Genomic DNA, 17,706 nt, shown 5'->3' with positions numbered 1-17,706 from the left:
TTGTGAACAGAAACAATTGTTTTTCGTTACTGTTCGTGGTATGCTTATGAATAGTTAGCACGATGAAAATAGTAGAAGCCTTGCCGGCTAAACGGTTTCGCCGCTTGGCAGGCAGGTTTCGGAAACGGATGTGCGTTGGTTTCGCTGCAGAAGTGCTGGGCGCAAACTACCGCCGCTTTTCGCTGACAGGGGCGAGTTTGTCCTCTTGTCCGGAAGGCGGCGGTTTTATTTTGCATGGAAAGGGGGAATGGCAAGGTGAGCGGGTTTGCGGCGAAACGGCGACCGATTGCGAAATACCGGAACGGGCGCTTTGTTGAGGAAGAGGACGAGATCGCGCTCGAGTTTCCGTTGACCATAACGGTCAATGGCGAGGAGTTTGCGACGATCGTTTGCACGCCGGCGCATCTAGATGAATTGGTAATCGGATTTTTGGCTTCGGAAGGAGCCATTCGGACGTGCAGCGACATCAAAGGGATGACCATTGATGGTGAGCGGGGCTTTGCTTATGTCGAACTCGCCGCAGGCGGACTGCCGGCCAAACAGTTTTATGCCAAGCGGTTCATCGGCTCGTGTTGCGGAAAAAGCCGGCAATTTTATTTTTACAATGACATGAAGACGGCGAAAACGATCGTCGGCGGCATCGCCGTGAAGGCGGATGACTGCATTCGCCTCATGGAAGCGCTGCACGAGCAGTCGACGGACTTTGCGGCGACGGGTGGTCTTCACAACGCCGCGCTCGCCACACCGGATGGGATGGTCGTGATTCGTTCTGACATCGGGCGTCACAACGCGCTTGATAAGTTGTACGGCTACTGCCTGCGCCATCAAGTGGCGATGAAAGACAAGCTGATTGTATTCAGCGGCCGCGTCTCGTCGGAAGTGCTGTTAAAGGCGGCGAAAATGGGAGTGAGCGTCCTGCTCTCGAAATCGGCGCCGACGACGCTGGCCTTGGATTTGGCGGATGAACTCGGCATAACAGTGGTTGGCTTTTTGCGCGGGCAAGCGTTTAACGTGTATACGCATGAGAGTCGGATCATAATCGGATGAAAGGGGAGGAGAGTCTGTGAAAAACCGTTGGCTCATTGCGCTATCGGCCGTCGGCATTCATATTTCGATTGGGTCTGTTTATGCGTGGAGCAATTTTACCAATCCATTAAAACAATTGTTTGGATGGTCCGATCAGGAAGTAGCGCTCACGTTCAGCATTGCGATCTTGTTTTTAGGATTGTCGGCTGCGTTCCTTGGCCATTTTGTTGAAAAGCACGGACCGCGGAAATCCGGACTATTGGCCGCCATCTTCTTTGGCCTCGGGGTGACTGGTTCTGGATTAGCTGTTGCTCTCGGTTCCAAGTATCTGCTTTATCTGTTTTATGGCGTTTTAGGTGGGATCGGGCTCGGCGTCGGGTATATTGCGCCAGTGTCAACGCTTGTCAAATGGTTTCCAGACCGGCGCGGGTTGGCTACAGGGCTGGCGATTATGGGATTCGGTTTTGCCGCAGCGATCGCGAGTCCGGTGATGAACAGTTTGATTGCCTCCGTCGGCGTCCAAAATACGTTTTTCATTTTAGGCATTACGTATTTTGTCATTATGACGTTATCTTCTCTTTATTTAGAAAAACCGCCAGAAGGATGGCTGCCGGAAGGATTTCAGGAAAAAGTGAAGGCCGGAAAAGCCAAACCTTCGCTTGATTTGGCGCAGTTGACGGCCAATGAGGCGGTTAAAACAAGACGTTTTTGGTATTTATGGTTCATGTTGTTTATTAACGTGACGTGCGGCATTGCCGTTTTAGCGGTGGCCAAACCGTTGGCGGTGGAAAGCATCGGCATCAGCCAAACGGCCGCGGCGGCATTAGTTGGCGCCATTGGGGTGTTTAACGGGTTAGGGCGCATCGGTTGGGCATCGGCTTCTGATTATATTGGGCGGCCGAATACGTATACGACGTTTTTCGTTTTGCAAATCTTGATTTTCTTCCTGTTGCCGAACGTGTCCATCAAATGGCTGTTTGTTGTGATGCTGACGATTGTGTATACGTGCTACGGCGGCGGATTCGCCTGTATCCCGGCGTATATCGGCGATTTGTTCGGCACGAAGCAGCTTGGCGCCATCCATGGTTATATTTTGACCGCTTGGGCCGCGGCTGGTCTCGTCGGACCGATGTTTGCTGCGTATATTAAAGACACGACCGGTTCTTATGAAGGAAGTTTGGCCTTTTTTGGCGGATTGTTTGTCATCGCTTTCATCATCTCGTTGCTCGTGCGCATCGATATTCGCCGATTGCGCGCCCAGCATGAACAAATCGCCTATGTTTCGGCGGCTAAGGAAAGTTGAGAACGATTTCCTTCCGTCTTCCCTCGGCGTGCGGCAAGCCACGCCGGGGGTTTTTTGATATAATAAGGTGGATATGGATCATAGGCATCATGGGGGAAACGTTGAATGACAAGAGAAACAGAGCGATTTCCAGCGCGCGAGTTTCAGCGCGATTTGCTTGACTGGTTCGCCCGCGAGCGCCGCGACCTGCCGTGGCGGAAAGGCCGCGACCCATATAAAGTATGGGTGTCGGAAGTGATGCTGCAGCAAACGCGCGTCGAGACGGTCATTCCGTATTTTGAACAGTTTATCGAGCAATTTCCGACGCTGGAGGTGCTCGCTGACGCTGATGAGGACGAGGTGCTGAAGGCGTGGGAAGGGCTCGGCTATTACTCGCGCGTGCGCAACTTGCACGCGGCGGTGAAAGAAGTGAAAACGAGCTATGGCGGCAAAGTGCCGGACGATCCGGATAAATTTTCTAAGCTGAAAGGAGTCGGACCGTATACGGTCGGGGCGGTGTTGAGCCTCGCTTATGGCGTGCCGGAGCCGGCTGTTGACGGCAACGTGATGCGTGTCTTGTCGCGTCTGTTTCTCGTGACAGACGATATTGCCAAACCGTCGACGCGAAAACGATTTGAACAAATCGTCCGCGAAATTATGGCGTACGAAAACCCGGGAGCGTTTAACGAGGCGCTGATTGAGCTCGGCGCCCTTGTTTGCACGCCACGCCGCCCGTCGTGCCTTCTTTGTCCGGTGCAAGCCTACTGCCAAGCGTTCGCCGAAGGGGTGGCGGAAGAGCTGCCGGTGAAAACGAAAAAAACAGCGGTCAAACAAGTGCCGCTCGCTGTCGCTGTGCTGGCCGACCATGAAGGCCGCATTCTCATCCGCAAGCGCGACAGCACCGGTTTGCTTGCGAACTTATGGGAGTTCCCCAGCTGCGAAATGGACGGCGCAGATGGAAAAGAGAAACTCGAGAAAATGTTTGGGGAGCAATACGGTTTGCAAGTGGAGCTTACAGAACCGATTGCTTCGTTTGAGCATGCGTTTTCCCATTTAGTCTGGCAGTTGACGGTGTTTCCCGGCCGCCTGATCAGCAGCGAGTCCACCAAGGAGCCTTTTCGGCTTGTGTCTGAAGATGAGCTCGAAGCGTACGCCTTTCCGGTGTCCCATCAACGTGTTTGGCGCGAATATAAAGAATGGGCGGGCGGAGTACGCCGCCCCGATTAATCAGGCACCGGCATCGTGCCGTGTGTATACGTTGCTTCACGGCGCCCAAGGCCGCCGCGCGCTTCGATTTCCTCGATGATTTCACGGTGGATCGTCTGTCCTTCGGAGTTTAAATACGGAGCGATTTGTTGGAACGAATGATGAAAATAAGAGAGCTCGTCATCGGTCCATTCCGTTTTCGGAATCATGGACAGCTCAGTCATATCGCGGCCGACGTACATAGGCAGCGCCTCCCTCGTTTGCGGAATTCGGCTATATTATATGTAAAGGAGCAGAAAAACATGAGTGGAAAAGTAGCGGTGGTGACTGGAAGCAGCCGCGGCATTGGCAAAGCGATCGCTTTGCGGCTGGCCAAGGAAGGATATGATATTGTCGTCAATTACGCCCGCAGCAAAACAGCCGCCGAAGAAACGGCGCGCGAAATTGAAGCGCTCGGGAGAAAAGCGCTCGTCGTCAAAGCGAACGTCGGCGACGTTGAGAAAATTCACGCCATGTTTGCCCAAATCGATGAGGTGTTCGGGCGGGTCGACGTGCTCGTGAACAACGCCGCATCCGGCGTCTTGCGCCCGGCGGTGGAATTGGAAGAAACGCATTGGAACTGGACGATGAACATCAACAGCAAAGCGCTTTTGTTTTGCGCCCAGGAAGCGGCCAAAAGAATGGAGCGGGTCGGCGGCGGGAAAATTGTGAGCATCAGCTCGCTCGGGTCGATCCGCTATTTGGAAAACTATACGGCGGTCGGCGTCTCGAAGGCCGCGCTTGAAGCGTTGACCCGCTACTTGGCTGTCGAGCTGGCGCCGAAAAACATCGCCGTCAACGCCGTCTCCGGCGGGGCGGTCGATACCGATGCGCTGAAGCACTTCCCGAACCGTGAAGAGCTGCTCGCCGACGCGGCTGCGAACACGCCGGCTGGCCGCCCGGTCAAACCCGATGATATCGTCAACGCGGTTTTGTTTTTGCTCTCGGATGCAGCCGAGATGATTCGCGGGCAGACGATCATTGTCGATGGTGGAAGATCTTTACTTTTGTAACGTCAGCGGATAGAACGATCACCCCCGGGGCATAGTAAAGCACGTGGAGGTGAGAACAATGGCCAAACAACCGAACAAAACAGCAGCTGGCACAAACATTCAAGAAGTAAGACAACAAAATGCCCAATCGGCTCAAGCCGCTCAAGCTGGCCAATTTGCGACGGAATTTGCGGCTGAGACGAATGTGCAACACGTAAAACAACAAAATGCGCAAGCGGAAGCCCGCAAAGCGCAAAATGTCAATCAATAACCAACGATCATCCATGGCTGACGCCTGGCGGTTGTGACGACGGCGTATGTTGCTACAAGAGCGCAGGCGATAGGCCGAAGATGGAAGGCAAAAGCAGGGGCGGCGCGCCTCTGCTTTTTTTGTCGACAAAAGCTGTCCTCTCTTTACGAGATTAGTGAAAGGAATTTGTGGATGCGGCCGCGAAATGATGAAAGGAAATCACACGGCAAAGGGGAAGGGAGAACGGAATGGCGATGGAGCACGCATGGACGAATGTAGGCGACGAGGCGCTGTTTTTGCAACAGGAGATGGAGCGTTGCGAGGAGATCACCCGCCAGTTGGATGAACTCGAACGTGAAGCGCCGACCGCCGCCTTGCGCGAGGAAGTGCGGCAAATGAAACGGGAGGTGGAAGCCATCCGCCGCGCATTTTTAGGGCAGATGGCATCCGGTGTCTGACGGACAGGCTGCGTCCTTGAGCCAACGCGCCAGTTGCCTTTTCCTCAGTAAGGCGGCCTGCTTTTCTTTCCTTTTGCAAAAGGAACAGGGTATAATATAACGAAGAAGCTCCCATCGGAAAGTAGGGAAGAATGATGCCAGCTTACCCTCGGGAAGGGAAAATCATTCAAATCCATAGCTACAAACATAATGGGACGATTCACCGCATTTGGCAGGAAACGGTCGTATTAAAAGGGACGCCATCGTATGTGATCGGCGGCAATAACAAAACACTCGTCATGGAAGCGGACGGCCGGACGTGGGTGACGCGCGAACCGGCGATTTGTTTTTTTCATGCTAAGCATTGGTTTAACATTATCGCCATGATTCGTGAGGACGGGGTATACTACTATTGCAATTTAAGCTCGCCGTTCGTTTGGGATGAAGAAGCGCTGAAGTACATCGATTATGATTTGGATATTAAAGTGTTTCCCGATATGACGTACATGCTGCTGGATGAAGATGAGTATGAGCGGCATCGCCGCGAAATGCACTATCCCGATGTGATCGACCGCATTTTAAAAAACAACGTTCAAAAACTGATCGGCTGGATTAAGGAGCGGAAAGGGCCGTTTGCGCCCGAGTTCATCGACAAATGGTACGGAGTGTTTCAGGCGTACCAAACGTAAATAGCGGCATGAAAAAAGCCTGTTCGGCATCGCTGGCAGGTTTTTTCTGCTTTTTTGTCGAAAGCGGCACGCATGAAGAGCTGATGGTGAGGCGGGGGGGTTGCTATTCAATTGCTTAATCATTCAACAGCTACAGTAATTGCAGAAAATAATATTAACCCGTGGTGCTAGTTGAGCGCTAGCGCTCAACTAGCCCAAGTGTTACAAGTGAATACGCCAACAATATACCATCTAGTGCTACTTCAACCCCCGCAATCGAATTCGCACGAATTTCTGTGATACGATACTGGTCAATGAGGATAGAGAACACCGTTTCAATCACTTTACGTTTTTGTTTGAGCCATCTCTCCCATGATGCCGATGGGCGATGTTTCTGGTTTTTGCGAGATGGAGTCCAAAAGGCGATTTGGTACGCTTCATACAACTTTTTTTGCAATTCGCTACTGATAAATCCCTTGTCGCCCAAATTAAAGGGATGAGGAATTTGAGTCATGACGGTTTCTGCTGCGGTTCGATATCGTGACAGGACGCTTCGGTCACCGCGTATCCCATCGGCAGTCCTTGATCGGTCACTTGAAGATGAAACTTAAACCCGTTAATACCACTGCTTTTTCGAAGCACAATATCCGATGTCGGCCATTCCTTGGAATCGTTGGACGCGATACATTCTTGCGTGATGACACAACTCGATCCGCATACTGTCTACGACCGCATAGGCATGGTGTTGACCACGTTTTCCCAACTCATGACGAATCCACTTGATTGCAACACGCAACGCTCGACAACGGCGATTGTATCGAGAACGTTCAATAAACTGTCCATTGGTGAACAAGTTTCCCATCACAAAGCGGTGCCATGCGCGTTCGGAAGAAAAGCCAAATAACTTCCCTAAAATAATGAATGGCAATGATGACAGCGTCTTCTTGCTTCATCAAATGACGATTGCGGCGTTGCAAATACATTTGAATAGATGGTAGTTGGGCAGAAACAAAGAAGAAAATGGCTGCATATTGTTTTTGAATTTTCGCTTGATCTGTAGTAAAATGAAAGTGCTCTTGCATGGGGATTCTCCTTTCGAATGTTGGGTGGTACTTTCATTCTACAGGAGATCCGCAGGCAAGGGCTATTTTTATGCTTACTCGATTTTATCTAGCACCACGGGTAATATTATTATTGGAAAAAGCGGGTTTATTGCATGTAAAGCCGCTTTTTGGATGAAAAATTGAAGCAGGCGGTCCGCTATGAGCGGCCGCCTGCTGACTTTTCCAGCTCTTTTTCCAGCGTGTCATCGTAATGGTAATGGTGGAAACTATCGATAAGCTTGTCTAAATGTTCGAGGCGATCCCCATAGTCAATGATCGCTCCGATTAAAGAAAACAACCGATAATCGCCCGGCGGCTGGCCGTCCGAATAAAAGGCGGAAGTGAGCCGCTCGCGCTGATGATGAATTTCCTCGGCCCGTCTGCTGTGAGGGAGCGGCTTTGCCTTATGGATAAATTTCAGCAACAGCTGCTCATGGTAGTCAAGCAAGCAACCAAGGTGCAGGCAGATGGCTTGACGAAGCTCGGCGGGCAAGCGGCTGAACTCGTTTTCGAGCCGGTGCAGCCATTTTAAGACCGATAAAGCCCGATCGGCCGCTGCTATCATTTGCCGGTACAACACGAGCTTGCGCGATTTTTGGAAGCGTTGGCGCCGAAAATACGTGCGCTCTTCTTTGTACATAAAATATAGGTGCTCAAGTTTGGTCATTTCTTCGTGCCGCGTTTCAATTTCTTCTTTTAAATGATGATGGTCGGCTGCCTGCTGTTTATGCAGGCGGATCCATTTTAAAATGGCCTCTGTTTCTTCGCTGATTTTTTCATATAACTTTTTTTCATACTTGGGCGGCAAGAAAATCAAATTGACGACAAAGGCGGCGAAAATGCCAAGCATAATCGTTAAAAAGCGGATGGCCGCAAATTCGATGAACTGGCGGTCTGTATATTCCATAATCGCAATGACTGTGACAAGCGCTACGGAAATCGTCGATGATTCAAGGCGCATTTTCAGGCAAATGGCGATGACGATCATCAGCGTCAAACCGACGATCAACGGATCGCGCCCAAGGACGAGAACCGCCGCGATCGCGAACAAGGCGCCGATCACATTCGCTTGCACTTGCTCGATCAGCGACAAATACGAACGGTAAATGGTCGGCTGCATGGCGAACACAGCGGAAATGCCGGCGAACGCCGGCGATGGAAACTGGAAGAGCGCTGCTAAGAACAAGGCGAGCGCCACTGCGATCCCCGTTTTAAAGATGCGGGCACCGAGTTTCATCTATGATCAAAACTCTCCTTTTTGTTTTGGTGAACCATTCAGTACTATACACAGTTTTATCCTATGTGCGCAAGGAAAATATAACGCCCCGACGATGAAGGCGGGGCGTTGGGAAATTGCTGTTATTCAAAGCTGCCGGAACGCCTTGCCAACTGCATCGATCGTGTAGGCGATGTCGTCTTCCGTATGGGCGAGGGTGATAAACCAAGCCTCGTATTTTGACGGTGCAAGATTGATTCCTTGTTTGAGCATGAGCTTGAAAAATTTTGCAAACAACTCGCCGTCGCTGCGCTGGGCTTGCTCGTAGTTTTCCACTTTTTCGTCGGTGAAGAAAACGGTGAGCGCGCCTTTTAAGCGGTTGACGGTCACCGGCAGGCCGCATTGGCGGGCATGGGCAAGGATGCCTTCTTCCAACATCGCCCCTAACCGGTCGAGATGCTCATAGACGCCCTCTTGTTTCAACACTTCAAGGCAGGCGATGCCAGCGAGCATCGACGCCGGGTTGCCGGCCATCGTCCCGGCCTGGTACGCCGGTCCGAGCGGAGCGACTTGTTCCATAATGTCTTGGCGTCCGCCATATGCCCCAATCGGCAAGCCGCCGCCGATGATTTTCCCCATCGCCGTCAAGTCGGGCTCCACACCGAGCAAGTTTTGCGCTCCGCCGTACATAAAGCGGAAGGCGGTGATCACTTCATCGTAAATGACGAGCGCCCCTTCCTTGTGGGCAATTTCATTGATCGCTTCTAAAAAGCCTGGTTTTGGCAGGACGATGCCGAAGTTGCCCACGATCGGCTCAACGAGGACCGCTGCGACTTGCTCGCCCCAAACGTCCATCGCTTCACGGAACGATTCGACATCATTGTATGGCACGGTAATGACCTCTTGGGCGATGCTTGGCGGCACGCCGGCTGAGTCCGGCGTCCCCAACGTCGACGGCCCCGAGCCGGCGGCGACGAGCACAAGATCTGAATGGCCATGGTAGCAACCGGCGAATTTCACGATTTTGCTTCGTCCGGTGTAGGCGCGGGCGACGCGGATCGTGGTCATCACCGCCTCTGTTCCCGAGTTGACAAACCGCACTTTCTCGAGCGACGGGATCGCCTCTTTTAACATTTTGGCAAACGTGATCTCATGCGGCGTCGGCGTGCCGTACAGCACCCCGGTTTCCGCAGCGCGTCGGATGGCTTCCGCGATGTGCGGATGGGCGTGCCCGGCGATGATCGGTCCGTAAGCGGCCAAATAGTCGATGTACTTGTTTCCGTCCACATCCCAAAAATACGCCCCTTGCGCTCGCACCATCACGACTGGAGCGCCGCCGCCGACCGCTTTGTATGAGCGGGACGGGCTGTTCACCCCGCCGACAATGTGCTGGAGCGCTTCTTCATATAATTGTTCTGATTTGGTCCACTGCATTGTTTGATCCTCCTGTTTCCGCTGACTGCCTCTTTATATAGTAAACCGAGAAGACTCAAACTTCAATGCTATAGGCGTAGGCGGGAGATGGATCGGTTTCTCCCATCATTGACGTGCTGATTCGAAAAAATCCGACAGGGAAATATTTTGTTTCCGTATGGGTGGAAACCGACATCCAACTGTTGCCGACGGTCGATCGGCGAGTGGGCATTGATTTAAATCGGATGCGGCGCCTAACGCAATGGCGTCAACGGACTGGAAAACAAAAAAGGTGAAAATGGCGGCGATTCATGTATAATGCAACATAGGAGAAAGGCGCAAGCCGCCTTTTTCGTTTGACGCCAAGGAGAGATCAGGAGGAGAACGATGAATGCGATTGAAGTAGAACGTTTGCGCAAAGAATTTAAAGTGCATGCCAGCCGCTCCGGCCTTGTCGGAGCGTTTCGCGATTTATGGACGCGCCGTTATACGATCGTTCGAGCGGTCGATGACATTTCGTTTGCCGTCAAGCAAGGGGAAATCGTCGGCTATATCGGCGAAAACGGCGCCGGCAAATCCACGACGATCAAAATGTTGACCGGCATTTTAACGCCAACGTCTGGGCGCATTGTCGTCAACGGGATGAATCCGCATAAAGAGCGGGAAAAATTCGTGCGCACCATCGGCGTCGTGTTCGGTCAGCGTTCGCAATTATGGTGGGACATCGCCGTTCAAGAGTCGTTCCGGCTGTTGAAAAAAGTGTACCGCGTCTCGGACGAGCAATACCGACGCCATATGGGCGAGGTGATCGAGATGCTTGAGATCGGCCCGCTGCTTGATAAGCCGGTGCGCAAGCTGTCGCTTGGCCAACGGATGCGCTGCGAGCTCGCCGCTGCGCTCATTCACAACCCGCCGCTGTTGTTTTTGGATGAACCGACGATCGGCCTTGATGTGCTTGTCAAACTCAACATCCGTCAGTTTTTAAAGCAGTTGAATGAACGGTATGGCACGACGATCCTGCTGACGACGCACGACATGTCAGACATTGAAGCGCTTTGCGAGCGGGTCATTATGCTCGATGAAGGGAAAATCATTTACGATGGGTCGCTTGAGCGCCTGAAAGAAAGATGGGGGCAAGGAAAACGGGTCGCCTTTACGTTCGCCGAAGCGGTGACGGCCGCTTTTTTGCGGCAGTTGACCGAAGGGTTGAATGTTGTTTGGAAAAAAGGCGAGCAGCCAAACGTTTGGGTCGCGCACGTCCCGCCGGGAGGCGTGCCGGAAGTTGTCAGTCGCGTCGCCGCCCGTTGTGCGTTAAACGACATCCATATTCACGAAGTGCCGACGGAGGAGATCATCCGCAATATTTATGAGGAAGGTGCGGTTCATGGGTAAGTATGTCGAAATGGTCCGCATCCGCTTTTTAATGATGCTCGCCTACCGGACAAACTATTACACTGGCATTTTGATTTACGCCATTAACATCGCAGCGTATTACTTCCTTTGGTCAGCCATTTATGGCGGCAAATCATCGATGCAAGGGATGTCGCTTGGGCAAATGACGACGTATGTCGCCATTTCGTGGCTGGCGCGGGCGTTTTATTTTAACAATCTTGACCGTGAAATCGCCATGGAAATCCGCGATGGAAAAGTGGCGGTCGAACTCATCCGCCCGTACAGCTATTTAGGGATGAAAGCTGTGCAAGGGCTTGGCGAAGGGTTGTTTCGCCTTTTCTTTTTATCGCTGCCTGGGCTTTTGGTCGTATCGCTTTTTTTGCCGCTTCAGTTTCCGGGACACGCCAAAACGTGGCTGTCTTTCGGCTTGTCGCTTCTATTCAGCTTTATCATTTTTTCGGAGCTGAACTTGCTTGCGGGGGTTGTGACGTTCTTTACGTTCCGAAATGAAGGGTTGCTGCGGGCGAAGCGGTTTATCATCGACTTGTTTTCTGGGCTCATTTTGCCGCTTTCCTTTTATCCCGATTGGGCGCAACGGGCGATGATGTATTTCCCGTTTCAAGCCATCAGCTACATCCCAAGCATGATCATTACAGAAAGTTTTAAAGGTGCTGCTGTCCGTGATGGCCTGCTTCTGCAGGCAACGTGGTGCATCGTATTGCTTTTCCCGATTGGATGGTTATGGAGAGCGGCGAAAAAGCGTCTCGTTGTGCAAGGGGGGTAAACGTTGTTTTACGTATCGGTTTTTTTTCAATACATGGCGCAATATATGAAGACAAAGCTGCAATATCGAGCCGATTTGTTCGTGGAGTGGCTGTCTGACTTTATGGCTCAGGCGGTCAACTTGGTATTTTTGCTGGTTGTGTTCGGCCATACGACGCTGCTTCACGGCTGGTCGCGCGATGAGATTTTGTTTATTTACGGTTTTTTTCTTGTCCCGTATGCCGTATTTGGCGCCTTTTTTAACCTATGGGATTTTAATGAACGATATATTGTGCAGGGGGAAATGGACCGCGTGTTGACGCGCCCGCTAAACAGCCTGTTTCAAATTGTTTTGGAGCGGATGGAGCTTGAATCGCTGCTTGGCGCTGTGCCCGGGCTGATCATTATGCTGTATGCCGGCAGCCGCTTGTCTCTTTCGTTTCATTGGTATGATGTCTTCGTGTTTATTTTGCTTGTGATTGGCGGTGTGTTGATTTATGCCGGCATTTTCATTTCGCTGGCGACGATCAGTTTTTTTGCCGACGCCCGAACATCAATCATGCCGATGATGTACAACATCAGCAGCTATGGCCGCTACCCGATCGATATTTATCATCGCGTCATCCGCTATATTTTAACGTGGGTGCTGCCGTTTGCCTTTGTCGGCGTTTATCCAGCCTCCTATTTTCTTGACAAAGAGGAATGGTATGGCTATGTCTTTTTCACTCCGGTGGTCGGTGCCGTCTGTTTCGCCGTCTCGGTCATGCTTTGGAACGCCGGGGTGAGACGATATCGCGGGACGGGGAGCTAGGCGCCCGGCCCGCTTTTGTTCGTTTGCCATCAAAATGACAAACAATGGTCAAGCAATCGACACAATCTTGTCTGTATCGTTAGCATGTTATGGCGTAAAATAACTTGTGAATATATTCACAAAAGGAAGAAGGGGTGAACAGTGATGAAAAACGGGAGAGGAAATCGGGTAGCGGTCGTCGGCACCGGGTTTGTCGGCGCCAGTTATGCGTTTGCCTTAATGAATCAAGGGATTGCCGATGAGATCGTGCTCATCGATGCAAATGAAAACAAGGCTGAGGGCGATGCGATGGACTTAAACCATGGGAAAGTATTTGCGCCGAAGCCGGCTGACATTTGGCACGGCGATTACGATGATTGCCGCGATGCCGATTTGGTTGTCATTTGCGCCGGTGCCAACCAAAAACCGGGCGAGACGCGGCTTGATCTTGTAGACAAAAACATTGCCATTTTCCGCTCGATCGTTGAGTCGGTCATGGCATCCGGATTTCAAGGACTGTTTCTCGTCGCCACCAATCCGGTCGACATTTTAACGTACGCGACGTGGAAATTCAGCGGCCTGCCGCAAGAGCGGGTAATCGGATCGGGTACGATTTTGGACACGGCGCGGTTCCGCTTTTTGTTGGGCGACTATTTCGCCGTCGCCCCGACGAACGTGCACGCCTATATTATCGGCGAACATGGCGACACTGAACTCCCGGTCTGGAGCCAGGCTGATATCGGCGGCGTGCCGATCCGCAAGCTAGTCGAGTCTAAAGGGGAAGAAGCGCAAAAAGAGCTCGAGCGCATTTTTGTCAATGTGCGCGATGCCGCCTACCAAATTATTGAGAAAAAAGGAGCGACGTACTACGGGATTGCTATGGGGCTTGCCCGCGTGACGAGCGCCATTTTGCATAATGAAAACGCAATTTTGACCGTTTCCGCTTACTTGGACGGCCCATACGGCGAACGCGATGTCTACATCGGTGTGCCTGCTGTGATCAACCGAAATGGCATCCGCGAAGTGATTGAAATTGAACTTGACGAGGAGGAGAAAAAATGGTTCCACCGTAGCGCTGCGACGTTAAAATGTGTATTGGCGCGCTATTTTGCGCAGTAAAGCGCAACGATTGACTTCGTCCGACGGGACGCCGGCTTGCCAAACGTGTCGGGCGATCCGGTGGAATACAGGAGTGCTGCCGATTCAAGCAGGGTGCGGAGGGTCATGCGGTATAATCGCCCGGTTGTCCGCGTATATATGAACGACGGACAAAAATGGGGGGAACGTGATGGATTACGCCTTCCTTGGCGTTGTTGCCGCCGTACTGCTCGGCAGCATCACCTCGCTTTGGACAGCGCGCGTGCAAGCGACGCATCGCCTGTCACTCGATAGCTTATGGGTTCTCGTTCAATGGTATTTAACGATGTTGCTCGGTTTTGCCATGATTTATATGATTTTGCAGGCGAACGGCCATGCCGTGTTTACCCCATCCCCAAATAGCGCATCGGAAGATCGTTTGTCGCTGCTTGAAGACAGCCTGTATTTAAGCGGCATGACGCTTTTGTCGGTCGGATACGGCGATGTCACTCCGATCGGCGTCGGGCGGTGGATCGCCATTGCCGAAGCGCTTCTCGGCTACATTATGCCCGCTGTCATCGTGACGCGCACCGTGTTTGACTGGGATCATCGCTGATGTTGTTGCAATTTCCCTTCGTCTTCGCTACGCTAAAAGAAAACGAAGAAGACGGGGGGAACGACATGACGATTGCCATTGGCCAGCCAGCTCCAGATTTCACCTTGCCGGCAAGCAATGGGAAAATGGTTTCGCTGTCTGATTTTCGCGGCCGGTATGTGGTGCTTTACTTTTATCCAAAAGACATGACCCCGGGGTGCACAGCCGAAGCGTGCGACTTTCGCGACCGCCATGCGCAGTTCGCCGAGTTGAACGCCGTCATTTTAGGAGTGAGCACCGACCCGATGAAGCGGCATGAGGTGTTTATCGAAAAATATGAGTTGCCATTTTTGCTTCTTTCTGATGAGCGGCATGAAGTGGCCGAGCTGTATGGGGTATGGAAGAAAAAGAAAAATTTCGGCAAGGAATATATGGGCATTGAGCGCTCGACATTCATTATCGCCCCCGACGGAACGTTGGTCAAAGAATGGCGCGGGGTAAAAGTGAAGGGGCATGTCGATGAGGCGCTTGCGGAAGTCGCCCGACTGGCGTCATCTAGGTAAGCGTCCAGACAATGTACATCGTTTTGCGTATGATACATAGTAACCTCCTCAAATGAATGACATAAGAGGCGGAAACAATTTCCGCCTCCTTTTTTTGTTAAAATGGCGTCCGAACCCATATATTAATGGCATCTATATTGACAAATGGCATGCATTCTTTGTAGACTAATTATAAATATTATAAAGTGATAATTTTTTTCACCTTTGAACAGAGAGTGAGGTGCATGACGGTGTCTGACAACGAGCAACTGAAGGAAGCGCTTGACATGCTGAAAAAGACTGGCATACGCATCACGCCGCAACGTCATGCGATATTGGAGTATTTGATCAGCTCGATGTCCCATCCGACGGCTGATGAAATATACAAAGCGCTGGAAGGGAAATTCCCAAACATGAGCGTAGCTACCGTCTACAATAACTTGCGCGTCTTTAAGGAAATCGGGCTTGTCAAAGAGCTGACGTACGGCGATTCGTCAAGCCGGTTTGACTTCGTCACTTCCAATCATTATCACGTCATCTGTGAAGAGTGCGGCAAAATTGTCGATTTCCACTATCCAGCGCTCGATGAAGTCGAGCAGCTCGCCGCTCACGTCACCGGTTTTAAGGTCGACCACCATCGCATGGAAGTGTACGGAGTCTGCCCTGACTGTCAAAAAAGCGGGGCGCCGGCGCATTCACATTAAAAAAGCTGATAGCACAAGGCGGCTATCAGCTTTTTCTTTTTTTGTTGTACTTTTCGTCAAACTCTTTTCCTTCCAGTTCACGGTCTAGCGTCAACGGTTCGCTGCAAAACATGCATAAATCGACGCGTCCGAGCATTTTTGTCACTTTGCCGCACGACGGGCAAACAACTTGGGCGGCTCTCGTCGAGAGCGTGCCGATCCAAAAGTATACAATGCCGCTGGCGACAAGAAACAACATCCCAAACAACATAAACAACGTCATGATGACCGGGGACGTACGAAAAAACAGCCCAAGATACATGACAATGACACCGATAAAAATCAAGCTTAAGGCGAAAGTGCGAATTTTGTTGATTTTGCTCGAATATTTAACGCCCATAACCGTCCCTCCTACATAGACCACTATACCATAAAACGGGGTACCATCGCGAAGAAGAAATCAACAAAACCGACGTTTTAAAGAAAGGAATTCCTCGTTTTTTGTCGAATAACGAATGACGGCAACAAACGACAGCTTCATGGATGCAAGCATTCCGGTCTTTCTGAAATGAAACAGGCGTTGACAGCATTGTTTGAACATCTGCACAAACGCAATGTGATTATTGATGACGGTGGAAGGGAGGAAAAAACGTTGCAGAAAAAACAGCCGGCTCAAAGTGGGAACGCATGGTTGTCTGTCAATCGATATGTTAGGATATCTGAGGGATTTGTCCGCCGGATATCGCGGCCGGCTTTCTGCAACGGGCGCGAGGTATGAAAGAATTGCTGCATCCCATCTGTCACGAATGGGCAAACCGCTGCAACACGCACGGAATTTTAATGATTGAAAAAACGGCTTGCCATGCAGCAACAACGGATACGTTTGATGTCGTGCTGCTCGTCATTGTCGACCCGCAAAGCGAGCCGATGCTTCTCAGGCAGTATTCACTAAACGAGAAAAAGGCGGTGCTTTATGCAGTCAGTGAACGGCAGTTAAATGAATGGCTTGTTCTCGGGTCACATCGAAAGGCGGTCGACTGGGTGTTCAACGGAAAGGTCGTGTTTGATCGCGACGGCTATGTTCAGCAGTTGCGCCAGCGCCTTGAGCAATTCCCGCCTAAGGAACGGCGATTGAAAATGGGACTCGAGTTTGCCAAGCTGATCCGCCGCTATACGGATGGCAAGGCGCTGTTTGCCGCTAGGCATTGGCTCGACTCATACAACCATATGGTGCAAGCCCTCCATCATTTGGCGCGATTGACCGTGATCGAGCACGGACTTTACCCGGAAGTGACCGTATGGAATCAAGTCAAGCGAATGGATGGAAGGATTTATAAACTGTATGAAGAACTCGTCGGAAGTGAAGAACCGCTTCCGAAACGGCTGGAACTTTTGTTGCTGGCCAGTGAATTTTTGATTCATTCTTACGTAGAACCAGGTTCCTCTCATTTATGCGAAGCGCTGAAAGAAAAAAATGGTGCTTGGAGCATTGAGGAAATGACCGGTCATCCGCAGTTTGCGCCTTACTCGGTTGATCTTGTCATCATGCTTGAGTATCTTGTCGAAAGGAAAGTGCTAACCGTCGTGGAAATGCCGACAAAAGGAAATACAATGCTCGAACGGTATTACACGTTGCAAAAAAAAGAATTTTGACGGTCCCCTTCCGCTGCTCCCAAAAAAAGTGGAAGGGAGCCGGTGAGAGGATGGATGCTATTAGGAATTTCATTGTGTTTATACAAATGTCAGTTGCCAAGATCATTGAAGGAAGGAGGCAGCCCGGCCGAAAAAAGCTCTTGACTTCCTTGTCGAACGATGATATATTTTAAATCGCTGCCGCGGCGGGAAAATGTTGCGGAGCGGTATGAATAAAAGGCTGTTGACAACGAACAATAAAAATGCTATGATGTAAGGGCCGCTTTAGGAAGCGGAAAACAAATTTGCGTTTGAGGGAGTCCAGAGGAGTTGGATTCCTCGACGCAAGATTGCAAGGGAGTAAGTCTAGGCAGCAGCCTCGTTCCTTGAAAACTGAACGAAACGAAGCGCAAACGAAAAGCGGAGGCGCCGTAATTTCGCCTAAAGGCAGCCCGCGTCCTGCGGGCGACGGCGAAATATCGCCATCCTGGCGATCGCGAAGGGCAAATGTTCTTCGCCTGGAGGGATGTTCACATCCCGAAGGTGAAGGTGATTTGACCTTGAGCGGCGGCGAGCCGAAGCTGAAAAGTTGATCAACTTT

At 51.3% G+C, this 17,706-nt stretch carries 21 protein-coding genes and 1 pseudogene; 16 read left to right on the top strand and 6 right to left on the bottom strand.

Annotated elements, in window-relative coordinates:
• Positions 1-62: 62 nt before the first annotated feature.
• The 4 genes from BRO54_RS19775 (at position 63) to mutY (ending at position 3,535) form a co-directional block, all read left to right on the top strand.
• The gene (locus tag BRO54_RS19775) at positions 63-317 is read left to right on the top strand and encodes a hypothetical protein (protein WP_020755982.1); all 255 of its coding nucleotides are present in this window, start codon (positions 63-65) and stop codon (positions 315-317) included.
• The gene (gene fdhD / locus BRO54_RS03520; protein WP_020755981.1) at positions 256-1,047 is read left to right on the top strand and encodes a formate dehydrogenase accessory sulfurtransferase FdhD; all 792 of its coding nucleotides are present in this window, start codon (positions 256-258) and stop codon (positions 1,045-1,047) included. The genes BRO54_RS19775 and fdhD overlap by 62 nt, the downstream gene beginning before the upstream one ends.
• A gap of 16 nt (positions 1,048-1,063) precedes the next feature.
• Positions 1,064-2,329 carry an L-lactate MFS transporter gene (locus BRO54_RS03515; RefSeq protein ID WP_014194917.1) on the top strand — a complete coding sequence of 422 codons (1,266 nt, stop codon included), beginning with the start codon at positions 1,064-1,066 and terminating at the stop codon, positions 2,327-2,329.
• Between the two features lie 105 nt (positions 2,330-2,434).
• Positions 2,435-3,535: an A/G-specific adenine glycosylase gene (gene mutY, locus BRO54_RS03510; RefSeq protein ID WP_074043159.1), complete on the top strand. Its 1,101-nt coding sequence runs from the start codon at positions 2,435-2,437 to the stop codon at positions 3,533-3,535.
• Here the strand turns inward: mutY and BRO54_RS03505 are convergent.
• Entirely contained in the window at positions 3,532-3,756 is a 225-nt protein-coding gene (locus BRO54_RS03505) for a hypothetical protein (protein WP_033024730.1), read from the bottom strand. The genes mutY and BRO54_RS03505 overlap by 4 nt on opposite strands.
• A gap of 60 nt (positions 3,757-3,816) precedes the next feature.
• On the opposite strand from BRO54_RS03505, the gene fabL reads away from it, so the two are divergent.
• The 4 genes from fabL to ntdP all read left to right on the top strand — a co-directional run bounded on the left by fabL (position 3,817) and on the right by ntdP (position 5,921).
• Entirely contained in the window at positions 3,817-4,566 is a 750-nt protein-coding gene (gene fabL / locus BRO54_RS03500; protein WP_033024732.1) for an enoyl-[acyl-carrier-protein] reductase FabL, read from the top strand.
• 58 nt (positions 4,567-4,624) lie between these two features.
• Positions 4,625-4,816 carry a gamma-type small acid-soluble spore protein gene (locus BRO54_RS03495; RefSeq protein ID WP_011229970.1) on the top strand — a complete coding sequence of 64 codons (192 nt, stop codon included), beginning with the start codon at positions 4,625-4,627 and terminating at the stop codon, positions 4,814-4,816.
• A 227-nt stretch (positions 4,817-5,043) separates the two neighbouring features.
• On the top strand, positions 5,044-5,253 hold the full coding sequence (locus tag BRO54_RS03490; protein ID WP_013146311.1) for a YgaB family protein: 210 nt from the start codon (positions 5,044-5,046) through the stop codon (positions 5,251-5,253).
• A 134-nt stretch (positions 5,254-5,387) separates the two neighbouring features.
• A complete protein-coding gene (gene ntdP, locus BRO54_RS03485) occupies positions 5,388-5,921 on the top strand; it encodes a nucleoside tri-diphosphate phosphatase (RefSeq protein WP_013146310.1) in 534 nt (177 codons plus the stop codon).
• Between the two features lie 178 nt (positions 5,922-6,099).
• Here ntdP and BRO54_RS19120 read toward each other — a convergent pair.
• From BRO54_RS19120 to BRO54_RS03465, 3 genes and pseudogenes are all read right to left on the bottom strand, one after another.
• Positions 6,100-6,982: pseudogene (locus BRO54_RS19120) on the bottom strand (IS982 family transposase).
• Positions 6,983-7,160: 178 nt separating this feature from the next.
• Positions 7,161-8,240, bottom strand: coding sequence for an FUSC family protein (locus tag BRO54_RS03470; RefSeq protein WP_074043158.1), 1,080 nt, complete (start codon positions 8,238-8,240; stop codon positions 7,161-7,163).
• Positions 8,241-8,366: 126 nt separating this feature from the next.
• Entirely contained in the window at positions 8,367-9,653 is a 1,287-nt protein-coding gene (locus tag BRO54_RS03465; RefSeq protein WP_074043157.1) for a glutamate-1-semialdehyde 2,1-aminomutase, read from the bottom strand.
• Between the two features lie 366 nt (positions 9,654-10,019).
• Here BRO54_RS03465 and BRO54_RS03455 point away from each other — a divergent pair, with 366 nt between their 5' ends.
• From BRO54_RS03455 to perR, 7 genes are all read left to right on the top strand, one after another.
• Positions 10,020-11,024, top strand: a complete 1,005-nt coding sequence (locus BRO54_RS03455) for an ABC transporter ATP-binding protein (protein WP_074043156.1) — start codon at positions 10,020-10,022, stop codon at positions 11,022-11,024.
• A complete protein-coding gene (locus BRO54_RS03450) occupies positions 11,017-11,808 on the top strand; it encodes an ABC transporter permease (protein ID WP_074043155.1) in 792 nt (263 codons plus the stop codon). Before BRO54_RS03455 ends, BRO54_RS03450 begins: the two co-directional genes overlap by 8 nt.
• A gap of 3 nt (positions 11,809-11,811) precedes the next feature.
• Positions 11,812-12,597, top strand: a complete 786-nt coding sequence (locus tag BRO54_RS03445) for an ABC transporter permease (RefSeq protein ID WP_033024738.1) — start codon at positions 11,812-11,814, stop codon at positions 12,595-12,597.
• Between the two features lie 144 nt (positions 12,598-12,741).
• Positions 12,742-13,695, top strand: coding sequence for an L-lactate dehydrogenase (locus tag BRO54_RS03440; protein ID WP_074043154.1), 954 nt, complete (start codon positions 12,742-12,744; stop codon positions 13,693-13,695).
• Between the two features lie 169 nt (positions 13,696-13,864).
• Positions 13,865-14,269: a potassium channel family protein gene (locus BRO54_RS03435; RefSeq protein WP_074043153.1), complete on the top strand. Its 405-nt coding sequence runs from the start codon at positions 13,865-13,867 to the stop codon at positions 14,267-14,269.
• A gap of 65 nt (positions 14,270-14,334) precedes the next feature.
• Positions 14,335-14,811 (top strand): thioredoxin-dependent thiol peroxidase, encoded by a 477-nt coding sequence (bcp, locus tag BRO54_RS03430; protein WP_074043176.1) that lies wholly within the window; start codon positions 14,335-14,337, stop codon positions 14,809-14,811.
• Positions 14,812-15,035: 224 nt separating this feature from the next.
• A complete protein-coding gene (gene perR, locus BRO54_RS03425; RefSeq protein WP_020279379.1) occupies positions 15,036-15,494 on the top strand; it encodes a peroxide-responsive transcriptional repressor PerR in 459 nt (152 codons plus the stop codon).
• 25 nt (positions 15,495-15,519) lie between these two features.
• Here the strand turns inward: perR and BRO54_RS03420 are convergent, their stop codons facing one another.
• Positions 15,520-15,873 (bottom strand): YgzB family protein, encoded by a 354-nt coding sequence (locus BRO54_RS03420; protein WP_074043152.1) that lies wholly within the window; start codon positions 15,871-15,873, stop codon positions 15,520-15,522.
• A 374-nt stretch (positions 15,874-16,247) separates the two neighbouring features.
• Here BRO54_RS03420 and BRO54_RS03415 point away from each other — a divergent pair, with 374 nt between their 5' ends.
• Positions 16,248-17,126, top strand: a complete 879-nt coding sequence (locus tag BRO54_RS03415; RefSeq protein ID WP_074043151.1) for a nucleotidyltransferase-like protein — start codon at positions 16,248-16,250, stop codon at positions 17,124-17,126.
• A gap of 169 nt (positions 17,127-17,295) precedes the next feature.
• On the opposite strand, the gene BRO54_RS20235 is transcribed toward BRO54_RS03415, so the two are convergent.
• The coding region (locus BRO54_RS20235) for a hypothetical protein (RefSeq protein ID WP_204378352.1) at positions 17,296-17,706 on the bottom strand (411 nt) is incomplete at its 5' end.

This window comes from Geobacillus proteiniphilus, from assembly GCF_001908025.1.
Classification (GTDB): domain Bacteria; phylum Bacillota; class Bacilli; order Bacillales; family Anoxybacillaceae; genus Geobacillus; species Geobacillus proteiniphilus.
This window is presented reverse-complemented; position numbering and strand designations above follow the sequence as displayed.

Excerpts from the sequence above, each read along its gene's own strand:
- BRO54_RS19775 (WP_020755982.1), top strand. The coding sequence starts at position 63 with ATGAAAATAGTAGAAGCCTTGCCGGCTAAACGGTTTCGCCGCTTGGCA.
- mutY (WP_074043159.1), top strand. The coding sequence starts at position 2,435 with ATGACAAGAGAAACAGAGCGATTTCCAGCGCGCGAGTTTCAGCGCGAT.
- BRO54_RS03505 (WP_033024730.1), bottom strand. The coding sequence starts at position 3,756 with ATGTACGTCGGCCGCGATATGACTGAGCTGTCCATGATTCCGAAAACG.
- fabL (WP_033024732.1), top strand. The coding sequence starts at position 3,817 with ATGAGTGGAAAAGTAGCGGTGGTGACTGGAAGCAGCCGCGGCATTGGC.
- BRO54_RS03495 (WP_011229970.1), top strand. The coding sequence starts at position 4,625 with ATGGCCAAACAACCGAACAAAACAGCAGCTGGCACAAACATTCAAGAA.
- BRO54_RS03490 (WP_013146311.1), top strand. The coding sequence starts at position 5,044 with ATGGCGATGGAGCACGCATGGACGAATGTAGGCGACGAGGCGCTGTTT.
- ntdP (WP_013146310.1), top strand. The coding sequence starts at position 5,388 with ATGCCAGCTTACCCTCGGGAAGGGAAAATCATTCAAATCCATAGCTAC.
- BRO54_RS03470 (WP_074043158.1), bottom strand. The coding sequence starts at position 8,240 with ATGAAACTCGGTGCCCGCATCTTTAAAACGGGGATCGCAGTGGCGCTC.
- BRO54_RS03465 (WP_074043157.1), bottom strand. The coding sequence starts at position 9,653 with ATGCAGTGGACCAAATCAGAACAATTATATGAAGAAGCGCTCCAGCAC.
- BRO54_RS03455 (WP_074043156.1), top strand. The coding sequence starts at position 10,020 with ATGAATGCGATTGAAGTAGAACGTTTGCGCAAAGAATTTAAAGTGCAT.
- BRO54_RS03450 (WP_074043155.1), top strand. The coding sequence starts at position 11,017 with ATGGGTAAGTATGTCGAAATGGTCCGCATCCGCTTTTTAATGATGCTC.
- BRO54_RS03440 (WP_074043154.1), top strand. The coding sequence starts at position 12,742 with ATGAAAAACGGGAGAGGAAATCGGGTAGCGGTCGTCGGCACCGGGTTT.
- BRO54_RS03435 (WP_074043153.1), top strand. The coding sequence starts at position 13,865 with ATGGATTACGCCTTCCTTGGCGTTGTTGCCGCCGTACTGCTCGGCAGC.
- bcp (WP_074043176.1), top strand. The coding sequence starts at position 14,335 with ATGACGATTGCCATTGGCCAGCCAGCTCCAGATTTCACCTTGCCGGCA.
- perR (WP_020279379.1), top strand. The coding sequence starts at position 15,036 with ATGACGGTGTCTGACAACGAGCAACTGAAGGAAGCGCTTGACATGCTG.
- BRO54_RS03420 (WP_074043152.1), bottom strand. The coding sequence starts at position 15,873 with ATGGGCGTTAAATATTCGAGCAAAATCAACAAAATTCGCACTTTCGCC.
- BRO54_RS03415 (WP_074043151.1), top strand. The coding sequence starts at position 16,248 with ATGAAAGAATTGCTGCATCCCATCTGTCACGAATGGGCAAACCGCTGC.